Genomic DNA, 19212 nt, shown 5'->3' with positions numbered 1-19212 from the left:
ATGTCTTTACATTAAATATCTTTAAGTTAAGATAACTATACTTCTTCACAGTATCTTTGTCAACCTTGCCGCTCAAAAAAGATTACATAAGAGGCCTAACGAACGGTTTATGTTTTTTCTGCGACCTTTTAAGAGCGTGATGAAAATCACTCTAAGTTTGACCTGACCCCTAAAACGGCGTATTCTTGTCTTTACGAATGACTATTTAGTAAGCGATTTCACATTTCTCAAAGGAGGGAACCTGATGGTGGAGGAACAAGCTGGAGCGCGGCGCGTGCTAATCGTAACAGCCGTAGCCGCAGAGCGCGACGCGGTCCTGCGCGGCCTACAAGGCAGCGACAGGTTCCATGTGATTGCTGCCGGCGCAGGCACGGCAGCAGCGGCGGCGGGAACCGCCGCGGCACTCGCAGCTGGGTCATACAGCTGCGTAATCAGCGCCGGGATCGGCGGCGGGTTCCCGGGGGTGGCACCTTTAGGCTCGCTGGTCGTTGCCAGTGAGATGATTGCCGCCGACCTCGGGGCCGAGACGCCGGAGGGCTTCCGCAGCGCTGCCGAGCTCGGCTTCGGCAGCGTGTCCGTGCCGGCTGACCGCGGCACGGTGCAGGCGGTTTCGGCCGCGCTGGCAGCGGCCGGACTGACCGTAAGCACGGGAACCGTGCTTACGGTCTCTACGGCGACCGGCACCGCGGAGACGGCCGCCGCTCTGATCGCGCGGCATCCTCATGCCGTCGCGGAGGCAATGGAAGGCCACGGAGTTGCCGTGGCCGCTAAAGCGCTGGGGCTCCCGGTACTGGAGCTCCGCGCCATCTCGAACCCGGTCGGTCCCCGCGACCGGGCTGCTTGGAAGATCGGCGATGCAATGGAAGCATTAACGGCGGCAGCCGCTATACTACTGGAGGTGCTGTAATGACAACTGAGCTTAATATCGCTTTTTCCCCTTGCCCTAACGATACCTTTGTATTCCACGCCTGGGCACACGGGCTTATCCCAAATGCGCCACAACTTAATGTAACCTATGCCGATATCGATATTACCAATACGCTTGCCGCTAACGGAGAAGGACCTGAAGTCCTTAAAATCTCCTATGCCGCCCTACCATGGGTATTAGATCGATACAAGCTGCTGCCATGCGGCGGCGCACTCGGTCGTGGCTGCGGCCCGTTACTTCTTACGGCAAGTGGCCCAACTGCGATCAAACGTCCCGAAAAGCTAGCCGGACGCCGGATTGCAGTGCCTAGCGAACGTTCTACTGCTTATTTACTCTTCAGATTATGGGCAGCACAGCATGTAACGGGAGGCATTGGCGAAATCGTCGTCATGCCTTTTGATGAGATCATGCCTGCCGTACGCGATGGACTTATCGATGCCGGACTGGTAATTCACGAAGCCCGCTTTACTTATGCGTCTTATGGTCTTAATATGCTGACTGACCTTGGCAGCTGGTGGGAGAGCGATACTGGACTGCCGATTCCACTCGGCGCTATCATTGCTCGTCGCGATCTCGATACCGATGCCATCACGGACTGGATTCGCAGCTCTCTTCAATATGCGTGGAATCATCCTACCGATTCTAGAGACTATGTGCTTAGCCACGCTCAAGAGCTGGCTCCAGAGGTGGCTAAATCTCATATTGATCTCTATGTGAACGACTTCTCGATGAATCTAGGCGATGACGGCTACGCTGCAATCTCCGCCCTACTAAATCGTGCTGCAGCAGAAGGACTTGTACCTGCCATCGACCCTGCATTACTTCGGTAGCATTTACAAGGCGTTCTTAGCGCATTTTAAAACTAGCTCACAATCCCCGGTTACACCCATAAGGTGCCTTCCGGGGATTTTGTTTAAAATATAAGAAAGTATAAGTTTCACACCATACTTTATGTCTTATATTTCTCGCTTAAACGCTTGCCCTCCTTATAAGGACGTCGAAGGCATTTATGCTTGTTCTAAGTAGCACTCCCTCCGATTGTCTGCGATCCATTATTTGGCATAGCATAGCGATGACTATACAATAGACCTATAAATAAGCTCTATGAAGGAGGATCACATGATACCTGAAAACAATAGCAAGCAAAACATCGATCGATTTCTCGGCTTTCAAGAGGACTATGACCGCTACCGTCCCGAAGCTCCTGCCATGATCATCAAGCTGCTGACCGATTACTTAGGCACCTCTCCTTCAGTCGTCACTGATATAGGCTGTGGCACGGGCTTGTCTACTTTTCTGTGGAAGGATGTCGCAGACAACGTAATTGGCATTGAACCGAATCCAGATATGCTGGGAAAAGCAATCGATAAATTAAGTCGAATAGAAGATCCACAAACTATCACTTTTGTACAAGGTTATTCTAACCAGCTTCCACTTGCAGCGGACAGCGTAGACATTGTGACCTGCTCGCAGTCATTCCATTGGATGGATCCTGAAAGTACACTTCGAGAAGTCTCTCGGGTCTTACGAACAGGTGGCGTCTTCGCTGCCTACGATTGCGACTGGCCTCTCCCCCTTAATCAGAAGGTAGAAGAACGTTACAACCAACTGATCTCCAAGTCAGAGGAACTGCTCGCCTCGCTCTTACCTGATGCTGAGAGGGCTCATAAATGGGACAAAGAGGGGCATTTGTCACGGATTCAGGCTAGTGGAGCGTTCTCTTTTGCTAGAGAGATCGTATTTCATAATCTTGAATTCTGCGATGCGCAGCGCTACGTCGGACTCGCTCTAAGTCAAGGCGGAGTAAGAACCGTGCTGAAGCAGGACGCTACCTTGCTCGATCAGGACATCGCAGATTTCACCGCTGCGGTTGAACAACATTTTCAAGGACGCACCCTAGAGGTTCTGGTCAGCTATCGGATGAGAATCGGCATCAAATAATCTCCTCTACAATACAAAGAACGCCCCGATCCTCCTCAAAGGAGGATCGGGGCGTTTTCTTCTTTTTATTTAATTTCTCCCATGAATGCCCTTAGGTTCTCAACGATTTCCTTGGACCTGGAATGGTGTAAATAATGTCCGCCCTCAAATGTCATCACTTTTCCATGCACAGAATCTTTGACTTGCTCTTCATGTAGAGGAATCCAATCTTTCACACCTTCATTATTAGCCTGTATAAAGAATATTAGGGGAAGATTCTTGTCAAAGGATAACTCTCTGGAAGCAACAAAGTTAGGATATATATGTTCCATTTCATTTAGGGTAGTGGAATTATTCATATTTTTGAGCGAAATCAATTTCATTTGTTTTTTAGTCTCATCGTCAAATGGCAGTCCATCATAAGGGTCACCACTTAATTTCAATCCCAATCTAATGATACCTGAATCTTTGAGCAGTTTTAATTTCTTTATTGGAAATTTAACATCCATACCGCCTTGCGTCGGAACACTGCTATCGATCCCCACAAAAGCACTCACCTCGTTTGGATATTTATTCGCATAATCCAATCCGTAAATACCTGCAATCGAGTGACCCATTAGAATATATCGATCAATGTTAAGACCCTGTACCGCCTCATGTATTTCACTTACGATATTCTCTGTAGTTCGTTCTTTTTTGGTTTCATCACTTAATCCATACCCAAACGGCTCCACCGCAACCACTTTGTAATAGGGTGATAATTCATCGATCAGCGGTTTAAAATCAAGTGCTGGCGCTCCTGTTCCAAAGCCCGGTAGAAGAACGATCGTCTCTTCCCCTGTTCCTTGAATTAACACATTCATATTTTTTCCATCCACAGGGACTAGTTGACCATAATGATGTATTTTTCCCTGTTCGGATTTGCTGCTGATCACATTAACTGTATAAACAACGGCTAGAAAAAGCACGATCAAAATCACTATTGCTCCTAATATTTTCAGCAACAGGTTACGTACTTTATGTTTTTTCTTTTCATTCCCCGTTTTTATTACCTCTGTTTGTGTCACCCTCATCTTCTCCTGTCCAATCTATTTATTAAATCGCCTTAACGTTTGCGCTAATGAGATCTTAACCAAAGAAGATGTACTCCTGATGACGACAACATGAACGGAATATGAACGGAATATGAACAGGCAAAAAAATGCTACGGCGTCACGTGCAAGAAGGATTGCAAGTGAAATCGTAGCCTGAAGAATAGCATTTGTAATCTAATTACTCTGTCGGCGCTATAATTGGTAAAGTAACGATAATGGTCGTTCCTTGGCCAGGTTCGCTTTCCACCCGAATGTCACCTTGATGAAGCGAGACGATCTGTTTGACGATCGCCAGTCCCATACCGCTACCGCCATACTTGCGACTATGGGAACGATCAGCCTTAAAGAATCGTTCGAATATACGCTCTTGGTCCTCGAGAGAAATACCAATGCCCGTGTCGGAAATTCGGACGGTCACGTTGTTCATATCTTGTTTGATGCTGACGTTAATCACACTGTCATCCTTGGAGAACTTGATGCTGTTTCCAAGGAGATTCGTCCACACCTGACTTAACAGATCATGGTCAGCCCATACGATTACCGGCTTCAAATCAAGCTCAAAACTGATGTTTCGTGCCGACCATTGTGGCTGTATCGCCACGATTACTCGTCTGATCTGTTCATCAAGACTGAACGTGATAAGCCGTAGTTGTTGGGATTGTGATTCAAGCAGGCTCAGCTTTAACAGACTATCGCTCATCTTGGACATCCGCTCCGCTTCAGCAATAATGATGTCGAGATAACGATTCCGTTCATCCTCTGTGAGGGCTACCTTCTTGAGCGCAATAGCATAACCAGATATGGAGGTGAGCGGAGATTGAACCTCATGTGACACATTCGTTACGAACTCCCTGCGCATTTGTTCAAGCTGCTGCAGATCGTGCATCATTTCTTCGAAGCTATTAGCTAAGGTACCTAACTCACCCGTCTGCTTAATATTCAATTCGACGTTGAAATCCCCAGTTGCTATTCGCCTAGTTGCCTTTGTCAGCCTTTTGATCGGTCTCACCAGAAAGATGGAGGCGACCAGTATCAACACGCTTCCCGTTATTAACGAATACACCAAAAAAGTAAATAGCAAATTCCTCGTAGAAGACATGGTAGGAGGTACAAGCGGCTCCACAAACATCGCCTTCTTTCCCATTTCGGTTTTCAAAGGCAGCCCTAAGAGGTTGGAAGAAGACATATTCGGTTTAACTTGAACAGCTTGCCCATCCAGTACTTTCTTTAGCTGCTCCTCAGTCACGGTAGCAGGGCTCTCTCCATTAAGCACTCCGTAAGACCGGTACTGGCCGTGCTCATCGTAAATTCGAATATGATAGGAATCAAGCTGCTTCATTCCACTTACAAGAGCATCCGCTTCACGTAACGGTAAGGCTTCGTATATCCGGGCGATGTCCTGACCAAAGCGAAGTAAGGGAATTCGCAGGTTTTCGTTTAATTTATCTTGAAAAACCCACGTTGTCACAAATAAAGCAATCAATGTGCCTCCGATCACGGAGACCAGAAAGGTCAGAACAACACGTGTATATAAGGATTTGATCATTCGTAAACCTCAAGCCTGTAGCCAAGCCCCCGCACCGTCTCGATTCGAAAATCAGGTGTAGTCGCAAACCGTTCACGTAGCCGTTTAATATGTACGTCTATCGTTCGATCATCTCCAGCGTAATCAATCCCCCAAATCTGATCGATTAACTGCTCACGCGTATAGACTTGTCCAGGTGTTCCAGCGAGCTTATATAGCAATTCGAACTCCTTGAGCGGCAACGTGAGCGACTCCGTTCCTCTCATCACCTTATAGGTCTGCCGATCAAGGATGACGTTTCCGAATTGGATCATCTGTGTGGAGCCAATCTTGTATCGCTTCAATAAAGATCTAACACGAACCGTCAACTCCAGTGGATCGAATGGCTTCGTCAAATAATCGTCTGTCCCCAGTTCGAAGCCTTTCACCTTCTCCCAGGTTTCACCTCTAGCGGTTAGCATAAGTAAGGGAAGATCAGGATTGGCTCTACGGAGCTCCTTGCAAAGCGTCCAACCATCCATAATCGGCATCATAATATCGAGTACGACAAGATCGACATGCGTCGATTTGTAGACGGCCAGCGCTTCTTTACCATCTGCGGCTTCCGCTGTGTCGAATCCGTCGTTACGTAGAAATAAACAGACGAGTTCGCGAATGTTCGCATCGTCGTCAGCAACCAGTATAGTCGGCATTCGCATCCTCTTTTCCTGTTATCCATCCTACTCATTATACTACAATATACTTCCAGCCAAGAAGGAACGCCGTTGTCCTCCTTAGAAGATATACTTTCTAATATTTCAAAAAAGAGCGTCTAACGCGGTAAACCGCATGTAGACGCTCTTTGACTCGTTTGACCTTACTTCCAAACGATTTACTTCTTATTCATCTTAAACTTCAGGAACAGCTCGTTGTAATGCGCGAGCATCCGTTTACCAAGGTTATCATACACCTCGAGTCGGTCGGTAATCTCAGCAGATGGATAGAAACGAGTATCCTCGGAAGTTTCCTTCGGAAGCAGCTCCAGCGCAGGAATATTAGGTGTGGAATAACCTACGTATTCTGCATTCTTAGCCGCTACATCTGGACGCAGCATGAAGTTAATAAACTTATGCGCTCCATCCACATTATCCGCAGTCCGTGGAATGACCATATTATCAAACCACTTGTTCGAACCTTCCTCCGGCACTACATAATCAAGCTTATCATTCTCATCCATGATCTCAGAAGCATCACCGGACCACACAATACCGACCGCAGCCTCTTCATTGGCAAGCAGCATCTTGATCTCATCTCCGACAATCGCCTTTACGTTAGGAGAGAGCTTATTTAGCTTAGTCAGCGCTTCTTGAAGATGCTCTTCGTCTCGGTCATTTACGGAATAATGTAGGCTGTTCAAAGCCATGCCCATCACTTCACGGGCTCCATCCACCAAGAAGATGTTGTTCTTCAGCCTGCTGTCCCAGAGGGAATCCCAGCTAGTGAAGTCCAGCCCCTTGGTCATTTCGGGATTGAAGATAATCCCGACGGTTCCCCAGAAATAAGGTACGGAATACTTGTTACCAGGATCGAACGAAAGATCCATAAACCTCGGATCAATGTTCGTTAGATTCGGAATCTTGCTATGATCTAGCGGTATGAGCAGATTTTCTTCTTTCATCTTGTCAATGGCGTAATCGGAAGGAATTACGACATCAAAAGTAGTTCCACCCTGCTCCACTTTAGTTAGCATGGCTTCATTAGAGTCAAAGGTTTGGTAAATGACCGTTAATCCTGTCTCTTTCTCAAATTCCTTCAGCAAGTCAGGATCGACATAGTCGCCCCAGTTATAGATGGTCAGTGTATTTCCGCCGGAATAGCCCTCTCTTGAGTTCATCCAGGAGCCCAAGTACATTAGAGCGAATGCCGTGATAACGATCGCCAGAAAAGTATTTACCAGCTGTTTCATCTAGGCACCCCCGCTTCCGCAACAGGCTCCGCCACGGCTTCAGCGGTATTTTGACGGTTCTTCTTAAGGGTTAGGAAGTAATAACCGACAACGAGCAGTATCGTGAACAGAAAGATCAGTGTCGACAGCGCATTAATGGAGAGCGATACCCCTTGCCGAGCTCTGGAATAAATCTCAACCGATAGCGTCGAATAACCGTTACCCGTTACGAAGAACGTAACCGCAAAGTCATCCAGTGAATACGTAAGTGCCATGAAGAATCCACTGAAGATCCCCGGTTTGATAATCGGCAGAATAACCTTAGTCAGAACATCCTTGCGACTTGCCCCTAGGTCACGTGCTGCATCCGTCAGTGAAGGACTCATATCCTGTAAATGCGGCAGAATCATCAACACGGCAATTGGCACACTGAATGCCACATGTGAGAGCAGGACGGACACGAAGCCAAGCTTGATGCCCGCAATGGTGAACAGGATCAAGAACGATGCACCGATAATGACATCCGGGCTGACGATCAGCACGTTGTTCAGCGATAGCAAGGTGTTTTTAGCACGGCGATTCTGCACACTTTTAATGGCCAGCGCACCAATAATAGCGATAATCGTGGCGATAGCCGAAGACAGGAGCGCGATCACAAGCGTGTTGATCATGATGATAATCAGCCGCGTATCTTGGATGACCTCACGATAGTAGTCCAGCGTAAAGCCCTCGAACTTGTGCATCGTTCCCCCACTGTTGAACGAATAGTACATCAAGTAGAAGATTGGCGCATACAGAACAGCGAACACCAGCACTAGGTACAGATTGGAGAACCCGTTTTTATTTCTCATTCCGCACCCCTCTCCGCGATCCGCCTGTAATAATCATGAACAGCGCCATAATAGCAATCAGAAACACTGCAACCGTAGAGCCCATACCCCAGTCCTGTGTGACCAGAAAATGCTGCTCAATCGCAGTGCCGAGCGTAATGACCCTGTTGCCCGCAATCAGACGAGTAATCATAAACAGGGACAGTGCTGGTATGAATACTGCCATACAGCCTGCACGCACACCCGAAATGGTCAAAGGAAAAATAACGCGCCGGAACGTTGTCCAGCCCGAAGCACCCAAATCACGCGCCGCATCCAGCAAGGATAAATTGAGGTCCTCCAAAGCGCTGTAGATCGGCAAGATCATGAATGGGATAAAGATATAGACAGATACAAATACAAAGCTGAAGCCCGTAAACAAAATTTGCTGTTCTCCGATTCCAAGCAGATCAAAGAAATTGTTAATCGGTCCGAACGTACCAAATATGCCTATAAAAGCGTAAGTTTTCAGCAGCAAATTAATCCAGGTCGGTAAAATAATCAGCAATAACCATAGCTGCTTATGCTTCGTTCTCGTCAACAGATAAGCCGCCGGATAGGCGACCAGCAAAGAGAATGCTGTGATCAGAAACGCGTACCAGAATGAGGTCAGCGTCATTTTTAAGTACACAGGTGTAAAGAAGTTCACGTAGTTATCTAGCGTAAGATGCCCATCCAGATCAAATAGAGAATAATAGATGACAAGTAACACCGGTGCGATTACAAACAAGGCGATCCACAGGTAATAAGGGATGAGATAATACGATCTGCCCTTATTCTTCATGACTCTCCACCTCGGCGTAAGCTTCCAGACGTTTGTCGAACTCTTCCTCCGTTTCACCGAAACGCATAACATGAATCGCTTCTGGATCAAAATAAAGGCCAATTTCACTGCCTACAGTCGCCTTACGTGTAGAATGCACAAGCCATTCATGTCCAGATTCATCATAACAGCTGATTTCATAGTGTACGCCCCGGAACAACTGGGAATCCACTCGCACACGTAGTTTACCCTGCTCCAGCGTGGAAATTTCTAAATCCTCTGGACGAATAACAATCTCCACTGATTCATTTGGTTTAAGCCCGGCATCAAAACATTCAAAGCGCCGTCCGTTAAACTCCACCAAATAGTCTTCAATCATAACTCCCGGCACAATGTTGGACTCGCCAATAAAATCAGCCACGAAACGGTTAATCGGCTCATCATAAATATCGTTAGGTGTACCGCTTTGCTCGATTTTCCCTTTGTTCATAACAAAAATCCAGTCGGACATCGCGAGTGCCTCTTCCTGGTCATGTGTAACGAAAATAAAGGTAATGCCTAACCGCTGCTGCATTTCACGCAGTATGTACTGCATCTCTGTGCGCAGCTTCAGATCGAGCGCTGATAAAGGCTCGTCCAGCAATAGAACCTGCGGCTCATTCACAATCGCACGAGCAATGGCCACACGCTGACGCTGACCACCAGACATTTCGTTAATAGCACGCTGCTCATAGCCCACAAGGTTAACGAAGCTTAGCGCTTCCTGCACCTTCTTCGTGATGACGTCTTTCTTAAGCTTCTTAATGCGCAGTCCGAAAGCCACGTTCTCGAATACGTTCAAGTGTGGAAACAACGCGTAATCCTGAAATACCGTATTGACCTGCCGCTCATTGGCGGGAATGTGGTTAATTACTTTACCGTTTAAATAGATAGAACCGCCTGTTGGCTCAGCGAACCCAGCGATCAACCGTAGAATAGTCGTTTTACCACAGCCTGATGGACCAAGTAGTGTATAGAATTTGCCGCGCTCTATTTCAAAGCTGACTCCTTTTAACACCGGATCTTCGTCGTCGTATTGCTTAATAACATTTTCAAATGAAATAATGGTGCCTTCCTGAATAGCTATAGCTAACAACCTCCCTTACCTTAAATATTACAATACTATTTTACCCGCATCTCGCGGAGAACAATCGAATGGGCATGCTCAGCGCTAATAAGCGACAATTCCTCCTCTCATTCGACACTCCAATAGATACAGCATATTAGATTGTACCATTATATGCGATAGCTTACATTGATAAGTGATGCGTAAACTTAACAACTTTGTAAAATATCCAGTCCTTCAAGCCTTTTTTAGGGTGATATAATGAAAACGAACTGAAAGACCAGTCTATTTTTCATATTTTTCCGAAAGAAGATGAATGATAATGAGCGAGGGGTTACAAGACCGCCTTGAAAAATATGGCTTCTCACTTTACATGATACGAATTACGCTGGCCGCTTCACTTTCTTGGGTTGCCGTACACAGCCTATATGGTAACCAATATTTATACTTTGCACCACTAGCGGCCATCCTCATCACTCAAAGCAGCGTTAAAGCATCTCTTGAAAAAGGGCTCTACCGCCTGATGGGCATTATTATTGGCGGCATTGTCAGCCTGATTATAGGCCAGTTCTTGGATGTGGGTCCATTCTCTATCCTGCTCATTCTACTTATCGGGATTGGGATTGCCACTGCCTGTAAGTTGAATATTCAAGCCGTTTCACAGGTTGGTGTTACTTCTGTCTTAGCCCTTACCTTTTATCAGAATCACTACGTGCTTTGGAGAGTTGCTGAAACTTTTATTGGTGTACTGATTGCCCTAGTCATAAATATGATTATCGTGCCGCCTAACAGGTTCGTCAAGGTAAAAGCATTGGCATTCGAAGGAAGTCTTTTACTAGCGGACGCATTAAAGGATCTCGTAGGTATAAGACCAAATACCTCGAAGGACAATAATATGCTGGAGCAGGCTGGTAAACTTCTTTCCAACAGCAGCAAGCAGCAAAAAGAAATGTTCTATACCATCACACATTATCAGTGCCGTGGTGAACTGAAGGGACTCATACAGGCTACCTCACATCTAAAGAGCATTCATTCCTACGTCGAAAAAATTGCAGATGACATTCGCCTTCTACCCGCGCATCATGCCTCATCGGACTGGATGAAGGATGTGCTGGAGGCAACTGCAGATTGCATCGCTCTTTATGGAACCAGAACCTTGTCAGACGCCGAGTGCCAAAGTTCTCTTACGGATTGTATAGAGCGTGCTCGTGACCTGCAATTGGCCAGTTTCTCTGAACTGCAAGGGAATGTTTCGCTATCAAGCATTCGTGATCTTGGTGCGGTCTTTAGTCACTTAAACCGGGTGCTGGAGGAAGTAGAGCGTGCTAAATCTGCTACTTATGTCGTAGCAACTCGGCCCTCATCGGCTGAAGTCGCACGTGCTTTCCGTTTTATTAAAAAGGGACTCTCCCAGAAGCTATAAGCCTCGGGAGTGTCCCTTCTTTTATGTTCATTCCCTATTAGACATAATGCCCTCATGCGCACCTGATTACTACAGCCATTGCACAAATAAACTAAACCGTCTGCTTAACAGCACGGCCAATTCTCACATTGACCAGAATAATACTACTAACAATAAGCAGTAGACCAATCACAAGGTTCAGGGTAATCTGCTCATTTAAAAAGACTACGCTAGTACCTATTGAGATCAGCGGGATCAAAAAGGTGAATGAACCGACTTTCCCTGCCTCTCCCTCGTTAATCAGCTTAAAATAAATCAGCCAGCCTAGCGCGATCACAAAGATTGCGATAAACAATGTATCCACGATAAACGTTCCACTCCAGGTGATATCCGACCACTTCTCCGTAGCAGATCCCGAGACAAGCAGAATCATTCCACCGATCGTTATTTGCATAGCGGTCATCCATAGCATATCCACACGCACAGCGTTTCGTTTCATATATACCGTTCCTAACGCCCAGCTCAATGCACTGGCTAATGCAAGCACAATTCCCCAGATAGAGATGCTTCCGTTAAGTCCTCCAATACTGAGGGAGGCCACTCCGATGAACCCTATCAGCAGACCTGCCATTTTGAGCCCGTACATGCTCTCTCCTAACCACAGCCAAGAAAAAATGCCTAGCAATACCGGCTGCAGAAATACAATGGATGAGAACAATCCTGCGGGTACGTACTGCAAGCCAATCGTCTGAAATCCATAATAAAGCACAATACTTAATATAGCCGAGGTCAGATAGATCGGCCAGAGCTGCTTGAAGCGAAGCTCCTTCACCTTTGGAAGTGCAATTAGAATCAGAATAAATCCGCCGATGACGGTTCGGATACCTGCAAATAATAAGGGCGGAGCGTAGTCTAAGGCGATTTTGGATATAGGCCAATTAATGCCCCATACAATCACCAAAAATATAAGAAGGATGAGGCTTTTCTTCTGCTGATTCATTTATTCACTCCTTGGTGTAGATTCATCACAAATGATACAATAATTAAGAATATAAATGAAATGAATAATACTCATAAGGGGCATACCATATTTGTTATGAACAATACTCAAATTCGCTTATTCGTCAAAATCGCTGAGAGTGGCAGCTTTACCAAGGCTGGTATAGAACTGAATATGACCCAGCCTGCTGTCAGTCGAGCGATATCGTCCCTCGAAACCGAATTAGATGTGAAGCTGCTCTTTCGGGATCGGCGTAACGGTCTGATGCTTACCGACATCGGCAAGCGTATCCTTGTTATTTTTCGTGAAATTCTAATGGGCTTTGATAAGGTCAATCAGGAGATTTACGCGGAGAGAGGACTTGAGAAAGGCAGCATTCGGATTGGGGCTTTCCCTGTGGCTTCTGCCTATTTTTTACCGAAGATTATTAGCTCTATCACTGAACGATATCCGAATATCACGATCAGCCTGCAGGAGGGCTCTATCGCCGAAGTCAGAGAATGGCTGGAATCTAAAGAAATTGATGTTGGCTTATTGCTCGCTCCCTGCGAGGCGTTCGAAACCATCCCATTATATAGAGAACAGTTGTACGCCGTAATCAGAGATGACCATCCCTTGCGTAAGCAGTCCGTCATAGGTGTGAGAGAATTAGCGGGCGAGCCTATGCTGATCTGTAAAGCAGGCTATGAACCACCTGTAGTAGATTTATTCCGCAGAAGTAACAGCCATCTGAATGTTAAATATGTGGTTAATAACTATGCGACAGCTCTTAATATGGTTCAGGAGGGGCTGGCTGTCGGTGTGATGTCTGAGTTGTCTTTGTTATCTTTACCTCCAAACGTAGTTACCCGCGAACTGCAGCCAGACGCCTACAGAGATATACATATCGCAGTTAGTTCGCTTAACGATACTTCTATTGCTGTAAAGATGTTCATAGAGACAGCTCTGGAGCTTTTTGCTCAAAAGTAGATCATTTTATGATGAGGAGTGCAGAGGATGAACTTTAAAAGACTTGGAAATAGCGGATTGCAAGTATCCGCATTGGGACTAGGGACGAATTCTTTTGGTAAAAGGGCTGATCAAGAGACCTCCATTCAGATTGTACATGCTGCGCTGAATCATGGAATTAACTTTATCGATACCGCTAATATTTACGCTGGCTCTGAATCCGAGCGAATCATCGGCCATGCCTTGGAGGGTAGAAGACATGAGGCTGTCCTCGCCACTAAAGCAGGCTTAGTTAAGAATGATGGACCTAACGGAAGCGGCTCCTCCCGGCGCCATTTGATGCAGGAATTAGAAGATAGTCTTCACCGCCTAAAAACGGACTATGTCGATCTATACCAGATTCACACCTTTGATCCCTATACGCCACTTGAAGAGACGTTACGGACCTTGGACGATATGGTATCTTCGGGAAAAGTGCGCTATATCGGAGCTTCCAACTATACAGCTTGGCAATTGATGAAGGCGATTGGAATTAGCGAGGCACGGAGCTTTGCCAAGTATATTTCGATTCAGTGTAGCTATTCCTTAGCGGACCGTACCCCGGAGAATGAACTTCTCTCGCTCTGCCTGGATCAAGGCGTAGGGATCATTCCTTACTTTCCACTGGCGGGCGGAATTCTCACTGGAAAATATAATACGGGCGGTTCCGCACCGTTAGGGTCCAGAGCAGATACCGATCCTAATTTCAAAAAATTCCTGAATCATGACCGGATCGAACTAGGGAACAAAGTGGGGCAGATCGCCGAAGAACTGGGAACCTCTTCTACCGCGCTCTCCTTAGCTTGGCTCATGAATCGTCCTGCTGTCTCGACGGTTATTGTTGGGGCTACACGTGTGGAGCAGTTGGAACAGAATTTGCATAGTACCTCCATACAGCTTAGTGAGGAAACTGTGAGTAAGCTAGATGAAGCAAGTGATTCCTTTCGCTTCGGTGAGCCTTTCGCCTTTTATCGGCTCCCATAGTCTGACCTATAACAATAAAGGAGGGGAGTATTATGACCACACATACAACGGCTAGCATCCAAGTGATGCTTGAAGAGCATAAGGATTTTTTTAATCGTGGCGTAACTAAAGAGGTTGCTTTTCGTCTCCAGCAGCTTCAGAAGCTTAAAGACAGTATTAAACGATACGAAGGTAGGATCATCGAAGCCTTACATCAGGATTTAGGAAAAAGTGAGTTCGAGGCTTATGCCACAGAAATTGGGTTCACCTTGGACAGCCTCGGTTACATGATGAAGCATCTCAAACGTTGGGCGAAGCCTATAAAGATTAGATCACCACTGCACTTATTTCCTGCGAAGAGTTATATCTTAAGTGAGCCTTACGGTACTGCGCTCATTATTGGCCCGTTTAATTATCCATTTCAGTTGCTGATCGAACCGCTTATTGGCGCTATCGCCGCTGGAAACTGCGCGGTCCTCAAGCCATCGGAGAGTACACCTGCCATCACGGCCGTTATGGAGCAGCTTATTCAGGAAACCTTCGAGCCACAGTATATCCGCGTAGTTCAGGGGGAGAAAGAAACGACCAATCTTCTGATCCATGCTAAGTTTGACTATATTTTCTTTACGGGTAGTGTTCCGGTCGGCAAAATCGTTATGGAAGCCGCTGCGAAGAATCTAGTGCCTGTGACCTTGGAGCTTGGCGGGAAAAGTCCAGTCATTGTCGACAAGACCGCTAATCTTGATATAGCAGCGAAACGGATCGTATGGGGCAAGCTGCTAAACGCTGGCCAAACCTGTATCGCACCGGATTACTTGCTGATCCATAAGGACATTGCAAATGAATTGATCGCCAAAATTAAACATAACATCACTGCATTCTACGGTCAGGATGCGCAGCCGAATACAGATTATGGCCGGATCGTGAATGAGCGCCAGCTACAAAGACTCGCCACTCTCATTGAACGGGATCGAGAAAAGGTGGTTTTGGGAGGCACCGTCGTTCCGGAAGAACGTTATATTGAGCCTACACTAATCTATCCTGCAGCTTGGACTGACGCCTCCATGGAAGATGAGATCTTCGGTCCAATTTTACCGATACTGGAATATCGCCAATTGGATGAAGCGATCCGAAGTATTAATGAGCATCCAAAGCCACTTGCGCTTTACCTGTTCACAGAGGATAAAAATGTTGAACGAGAGGTGCTTTCCCGAGTCTCATTCGGAGGAGGCTGCATCAATGATACGATCTCGCATGTGGCGAACGCTAACTTGCCGTTTGGTGGGGTAGGCAACTCTGGAATCGGCGGTTATCACGGGAAGCACAGCTTTGAAATCTTTTCCCATCGCAAAAGCATCGTCAAGAGAGGCACACGGATCGACCTCGGGATTGTGTATCCCCCCTATGGCAGCAAGGTCAAGCTGGTGCGGAAAGTACTGAAATAGACAAAAGGGGCTGTCTTAGACGCTACGCGAACGGACCGTTGTTCCAATCGCTGTTGTGTCCAGATTTTTTTATTTTACCTTAGTGGTGAAAATCCGGACATAATCTCTTGAAGCAGGCACTAACGACCAAAAACACCAAGCAGCGATCCTTCAATAACAGAAGAACCGCTGCTTGGTGTTTTTTACGATTTATAAAATGAACTTATCTATCATCTTCACAGGAACATGCTAGTTTTGGGGGCAGCTCCTTAGCAAAAGAATTACACGAACAGTTCTAACAATTTCTCCATGCTTATCTCCGCGGTAGAAGGAAACCATAGCTCCGCACTATCTCTCAAGGATGCCATTCCAGCTCCAACGGACCTCATACCGGCAGCATTAATGGCGGCTATACCATCCTCTGTATCTTCAATACCTACGCAGCAGTCAGGCGATACGCCCAACATCTCGATAACCTGTAAATAAACTTCCGGGTCTGGCTTGCCCATACGGATGTTTTTTGGGTCGGCAACAGCCTGAAACATGCGCCCTATCTTCAAGCGTTCAAGAATTAACATCGCATTCTCATTGACTGAAGCCAGCCCGACAGGGATCCTCCTTTCCTGCAAATCAGTCAGTAGACCGAGGATACCCGGGTGCACATCATCTGGTGTCATTTGCTGAATCAGCTGTTTATACTTCTCGTTCTTTTTGTTGCAGAGCATCCCCTTTACCGGTTGTGGTAAATTCAGTCCACTTCCCTCCAGTAGGACCTCTAAACATTCTATTCGACTAAGGCCCTTGAGACGTTCATGCTTCTCTCTATCAAAAGAGATCGCAAGCTCATCGGCTAGAGCTTTCCAAGCTAGAAAATGATACTCTCCAGAATCGGCAATAATTCCGTCCAGCTCGAAAATGACAGCCTCCAGCTGCTTTACATTTGAAAGGGAGAACGGCTTCTTCGCAGTCAGCTGCACAAGGCTTCCCCTATGCAGAATCTCAATCTCTTCACCCGCTAGTAGTGTATAGATTACTACCTTATCATCCACATATATATCCAATAGCTGCCCACCGCTTGTGATCTTAAACCGATAGCTGTCCCATTGTGGTGGCAAAGCAGGATTAAAGGATAGCAAGCCACCACACAAGCGCATGCCACCAAATCCATTCACAATTGACAGCCAAGAGCCTGCCATAGCAGCCGTGTGTAGCCCGTCCTTCACGTTGCGGTTGATATCATCCAAGTCCATCCTTACCGTGCGGTCAAAATAGGAATACGCTCCCTTTAAATCACCAATCTCAGCAGAAATAATACTGTGGATGCAAGGTGATAATGAAGAATCATGCGTCGTCAGTGGCTCATAATAATTGTAATTGCGGATTTTGTCCGCCAAGCTGAACTGATCACCGAGCAGAAACATGGCCATCACCAGATCAGCCTGTTTCAGCACCTGATGGCGGTAAATCACAAGCGGATGGTAATAGAGTAATAACGGATATTTATCCGCTGGCGTATGTTCAAAGTCCCATTTTTTCTTAGTCAGAAACGTATCATCCTGAGCATAGATACCAAGCCCCTCATCAAAAGGGATATACATCTTCTCCGCAGCCATTAGCCAATCGCCAGGCTCCTTCTCAGTCAGACCAATCTTGTGCTTCAGGCGTTCAAAATGCTCTGGATACTGCTTGCCTAACAGTCTGGCTATCTCATGTGCATAATAGAGTTGATCCTGTACCATAAGATTGGTGTACGCATTATTGTTAACGATAGCTGTATACTCATCGGGACCCGTTACTGCATCAATACAGAACGCACCCTTCCTAGCCGGATTATAATGACCTAGATCCATCCAAAAGCGAGAGGTCTCGAATACGATTTCCGCTCCCTTCAAGACTAGAAACTCATTATCTCCAGTAGCCAGCACATACTGCCTAATGGCATATGCAATATCCGCATTGATATGCATTTGCGCCGTTCCTGCCGGAAAATAAGAAGAGTTCTCAGCGCCATCTATGGTACGCCAAGGATATAGTGCACCCTTCTGCGACATTACCGCCGCTCGCTCCCGTGCCTTATCTAACGTGGCATAACGAAATTCTAGTAGCTTTCGGCTAATCTCCGGCTGTGTAAACGTAAAGAAGGGCAGTATGTACATCTCGGTATCCCAGAAATAGTGCCCTTCGTATCCTTCACCCGTCAAGCCCTTGGCACCGATGTTCGTAACCCCGTCACGCCCTACCGATTGCAGCAATTGAAACGCATTAAAGCGAATACCCTGCTGAAGCGCAAGATCCCCCTGAATCTCCACATCGGTATGCGCCCAGAAATGATCCAAATAAGCCCGTTGTTCATGAACAAGAGCTTCAAACCCACGATTCTCCGCCAAGTGCAGCACTTCCAAGCACCTGCTGAGCAGCTCGTCTTCTATGTAATCCTTAGAGGTGTGGTACGAAATGTACTTGGTCAGGGAGACACTTTCCCCCATCACCACCGGAACAACAAACTGCACAGATAATCGCTGACCCTCTTGCAGTACAAGACTTTCATACCCAGAGCTACAATCCATACTGTGCCTTATCCCTGTTAAAAGAGAAAACTGGGTATGCCGTGTCCGCTGCTTCATCCACAAAAAGGACTGCTCGAGCTCATGACCTGTATCCTCCAGCAACAAACTGGGTTCCTTGCTCCCTGAGCCCAGCCGGGGATCATCTGTAACCTCCGGCCTTTGAATCTCACCATCGATTGATGAAGTGAACATTAGGGTCCCATCAAAATTCAATGCCTTGACCTCGTAATCTATAGCCGCCAAATGTTTGTGCTGTAAGGCTACCATCCGCCGGATGTTCAGCTGTACCCTGTGTCCGGCAGGAGATTCCCACTCTACCTGCCGATGCAAGATCCCATTTTGCATATCCAACTTCCGTTCATAACGATGCACTTTTCCACTGTTTAACTGAAAAGTATGCCCCTCAATACAGAGCTCAATAATCTTGGCATCCGTCACGTTCAGCATAGCTTGATTGCGGGAAGGATACCCGTAGGCTCCCTCAGGGTACACAATAGGCTCGGAATCAAAAAATCCATTCAAATAGTTCCCTGTTACAGATGAGCCCGAGCTGCCATGGTAACCTTCCTCGAAATTACCGCGCATGCCAATATATCCATTACCAAGAGCAAATACACTCTCGCTTCTTTGATTGTTCTCTTCATCATAAGTTTCCTCATCTAGACTCCACTCCCGGTAAGGATATACTGCAGCCGGATGTACGTATGGTTTCATTTTCATCTCTCTAAGCCCCCCTGACAC

Annotated in this window: 16 protein-coding genes; 7 read left to right on the top strand and 9 right to left on the bottom strand. The window is 46.6% G+C overall.

What is annotated here, in order from left to right:
• Positions 1 to 244: 244 nt before the first annotated feature.
• The 3 genes from NSS67_RS04125 (at position 245) to NSS67_RS04115 (ending at position 2869) form a co-directional block, all read left to right on the top strand.
• Entirely contained in the window at positions 245 to 907 is a 663-nt protein-coding gene (locus NSS67_RS04125) for a futalosine hydrolase (RefSeq protein ID WP_339318440.1), read from the top strand.
• Entirely contained in the window at positions 907 to 1758 is an 852-nt protein-coding gene (locus tag NSS67_RS04120; protein ID WP_339318439.1) for a 1,4-dihydroxy-6-naphthoate synthase, read from the top strand. The genes NSS67_RS04125 and NSS67_RS04120 overlap by 1 nt, the downstream gene beginning before the upstream one ends.
• Positions 1759 to 2047: 289 nt before the next feature.
• A complete protein-coding gene (locus tag NSS67_RS04115) occupies positions 2048 to 2869 on the top strand; it encodes a class I SAM-dependent methyltransferase (protein WP_339318438.1) in 822 nt (273 codons plus the stop codon).
• A 65-nt stretch (positions 2870 to 2934) separates the two neighbouring features.
• On the opposite strand, the gene NSS67_RS04110 is transcribed toward NSS67_RS04115, so the two are convergent.
• The 7 genes from NSS67_RS04110 to NSS67_RS04080 all read right to left on the bottom strand — a co-directional run bounded on the left by NSS67_RS04110 (position 2935) and on the right by NSS67_RS04080 (position 10143).
• On the bottom strand, positions 2935 to 3921 hold the full coding sequence (locus NSS67_RS04110) for an alpha/beta hydrolase (RefSeq protein ID WP_339318437.1): 987 nt from the start codon (positions 3919 to 3921) through the stop codon (positions 2935 to 2937).
• 199 nt (positions 3922 to 4120) lie between these two features.
• A complete protein-coding gene (locus tag NSS67_RS04105) occupies positions 4121 to 5488 on the bottom strand; it encodes a HAMP domain-containing sensor histidine kinase (protein WP_339318436.1) in 1368 nt (455 codons plus the stop codon).
• On the bottom strand, positions 5485 to 6159 hold the full coding sequence (locus tag NSS67_RS04100; protein WP_339318435.1) for a response regulator transcription factor: 675 nt from the start codon (positions 6157 to 6159) through the stop codon (positions 5485 to 5487). Before NSS67_RS04100 ends, NSS67_RS04105 begins: the two co-directional genes overlap by 4 nt.
• Before the next feature lie 179 nt (positions 6160 to 6338).
• A complete protein-coding gene (locus NSS67_RS04095; protein ID WP_339318434.1) occupies positions 6339 to 7412 on the bottom strand; it encodes an ABC transporter substrate-binding protein in 1074 nt (357 codons plus the stop codon).
• On the bottom strand, positions 7409 to 8242 hold the full coding sequence (locus NSS67_RS04090) for an ABC transporter permease (protein ID WP_339318433.1): 834 nt from the start codon (positions 8240 to 8242) through the stop codon (positions 7409 to 7411). Before NSS67_RS04090 ends, NSS67_RS04095 begins: the two co-directional genes overlap by 4 nt.
• A complete protein-coding gene (locus NSS67_RS04085) occupies positions 8232 to 9044 on the bottom strand; it encodes an ABC transporter permease (RefSeq protein ID WP_339318432.1) in 813 nt (270 codons plus the stop codon). The genes NSS67_RS04090 and NSS67_RS04085 overlap by 11 nt, the downstream gene beginning before the upstream one ends.
• The gene (locus NSS67_RS04080) at positions 9034 to 10143 is read right to left on the bottom strand and encodes an ABC transporter ATP-binding protein (RefSeq protein ID WP_339320497.1); all 1110 of its coding nucleotides are present in this window, start codon (positions 10141 to 10143) and stop codon (positions 9034 to 9036) included. Before NSS67_RS04080 ends, NSS67_RS04085 begins: the two co-directional genes overlap by 11 nt.
• Positions 10144 to 10450: 307 nt before the next feature.
• Here NSS67_RS04080 and NSS67_RS04075 point away from each other — a divergent pair, with 307 nt between their 5' ends.
• Positions 10451 to 11551 carry an FUSC family protein gene (locus NSS67_RS04075; protein ID WP_339318431.1) on the top strand — a complete coding sequence of 367 codons (1101 nt, stop codon included), beginning with the start codon at positions 10451 to 10453 and terminating at the stop codon, positions 11549 to 11551.
• A gap of 91 nt (positions 11552 to 11642) precedes the next feature.
• On the opposite strand, the gene NSS67_RS04070 is transcribed toward NSS67_RS04075, so the two are convergent.
• On the bottom strand, positions 11643 to 12530 hold the full coding sequence (locus tag NSS67_RS04070) for a DMT family transporter (protein ID WP_339318430.1): 888 nt from the start codon (positions 12528 to 12530) through the stop codon (positions 11643 to 11645).
• Positions 12531 to 12626: 96 nt separating this feature from the next.
• On the opposite strand from NSS67_RS04070, the gene NSS67_RS04065 reads away from it, so the two are divergent.
• The 3 genes from NSS67_RS04065 to NSS67_RS04055 are packed head-to-tail and all read left to right on the top strand — an operon-like array spanning position 12627 to position 15925.
• Positions 12627 to 13499, top strand: coding sequence for a LysR family transcriptional regulator (locus tag NSS67_RS04065; protein ID WP_339318429.1), 873 nt, complete (start codon positions 12627 to 12629; stop codon positions 13497 to 13499).
• A 27-nt stretch (positions 13500 to 13526) separates the two neighbouring features.
• Complete coding sequence (locus NSS67_RS04060; protein ID WP_339318428.1) at positions 13527 to 14501, top strand: aldo/keto reductase; 975 nt, start codon at positions 13527 to 13529, stop codon at positions 14499 to 14501.
• Between the two features lie 32 nt (positions 14502 to 14533).
• On the top strand, positions 14534 to 15925 hold the full coding sequence (locus tag NSS67_RS04055; RefSeq protein ID WP_339318427.1) for an aldehyde dehydrogenase: 1392 nt from the start codon (positions 14534 to 14536) through the stop codon (positions 15923 to 15925).
• 260 nt (positions 15926 to 16185) lie between these two features.
• On the opposite strand, the gene pgmB is transcribed toward NSS67_RS04055, so the two are convergent.
• Positions 16186 to 19191 (bottom strand): beta-phosphoglucomutase, encoded by a 3006-nt coding sequence (gene pgmB / locus NSS67_RS04050; protein WP_339318426.1) that lies wholly within the window; start codon positions 19189 to 19191, stop codon positions 16186 to 16188.
• Between the last annotated feature and the right edge of the window lie 21 nt (positions 19192 to 19212).

The organism is Paenibacillus sp. FSL R10-2734 (genome assembly GCF_037963865.1).
Classification (GTDB): domain Bacteria; phylum Bacillota; class Bacilli; order Paenibacillales; family Paenibacillaceae; genus Paenibacillus_AQ.
Note: the sequence above shows the minus strand (reverse complement) of the source record. Positions and strands in the feature narration are given on the sequence as shown.

Excerpts from the sequence above, each read along its gene's own strand:
- NSS67_RS04125 (WP_339318440.1), top strand. The coding sequence starts at position 245 with ATGGTGGAGGAACAAGCTGGAGCGCGGCGCGTGCTAATCGTAACAGCC.
- NSS67_RS04120 (WP_339318439.1), top strand. The coding sequence starts at position 907 with ATGACAACTGAGCTTAATATCGCTTTTTCCCCTTGCCCTAACGATACC.
- NSS67_RS04115 (WP_339318438.1), top strand. The coding sequence starts at position 2,048 with ATGATACCTGAAAACAATAGCAAGCAAAACATCGATCGATTTCTCGGC.
- NSS67_RS04110 (WP_339318437.1), bottom strand. The coding sequence starts at position 3,921 with ATGAGGGTGACACAAACAGAGGTAATAAAAACGGGGAATGAAAAGAAA.
- NSS67_RS04105 (WP_339318436.1), bottom strand. The coding sequence starts at position 5,488 with ATGATCAAATCCTTATATACACGTGTTGTTCTGACCTTTCTGGTCTCC.
- NSS67_RS04100 (WP_339318435.1), bottom strand. The coding sequence starts at position 6,159 with ATGCCGACTATACTGGTTGCTGACGACGATGCGAACATTCGCGAACTC.
- NSS67_RS04095 (WP_339318434.1), bottom strand. The coding sequence starts at position 7,412 with ATGAAACAGCTGGTAAATACTTTTCTGGCGATCGTTATCACGGCATTC.
- NSS67_RS04090 (WP_339318433.1), bottom strand. The coding sequence starts at position 8,242 with ATGAGAAATAAAAACGGGTTCTCCAATCTGTACCTAGTGCTGGTGTTC.
- NSS67_RS04085 (WP_339318432.1), bottom strand. The coding sequence starts at position 9,044 with ATGAAGAATAAGGGCAGATCGTATTATCTCATCCCTTATTACCTGTGG.
- NSS67_RS04075 (WP_339318431.1), top strand. The coding sequence starts at position 10,451 with ATGAGCGAGGGGTTACAAGACCGCCTTGAAAAATATGGCTTCTCACTT.
- NSS67_RS04070 (WP_339318430.1), bottom strand. The coding sequence starts at position 12,530 with ATGAATCAGCAGAAGAAAAGCCTCATCCTTCTTATATTTTTGGTGATT.
- NSS67_RS04065 (WP_339318429.1), top strand. The coding sequence starts at position 12,627 with ATGAACAATACTCAAATTCGCTTATTCGTCAAAATCGCTGAGAGTGGC.
- NSS67_RS04060 (WP_339318428.1), top strand. The coding sequence starts at position 13,527 with ATGAACTTTAAAAGACTTGGAAATAGCGGATTGCAAGTATCCGCATTG.
- NSS67_RS04055 (WP_339318427.1), top strand. The coding sequence starts at position 14,534 with ATGACCACACATACAACGGCTAGCATCCAAGTGATGCTTGAAGAGCAT.
- pgmB (WP_339318426.1), bottom strand. The coding sequence starts at position 19,191 with ATGAAAATGAAACCATACGTACATCCGGCTGCAGTATATCCTTACCGG.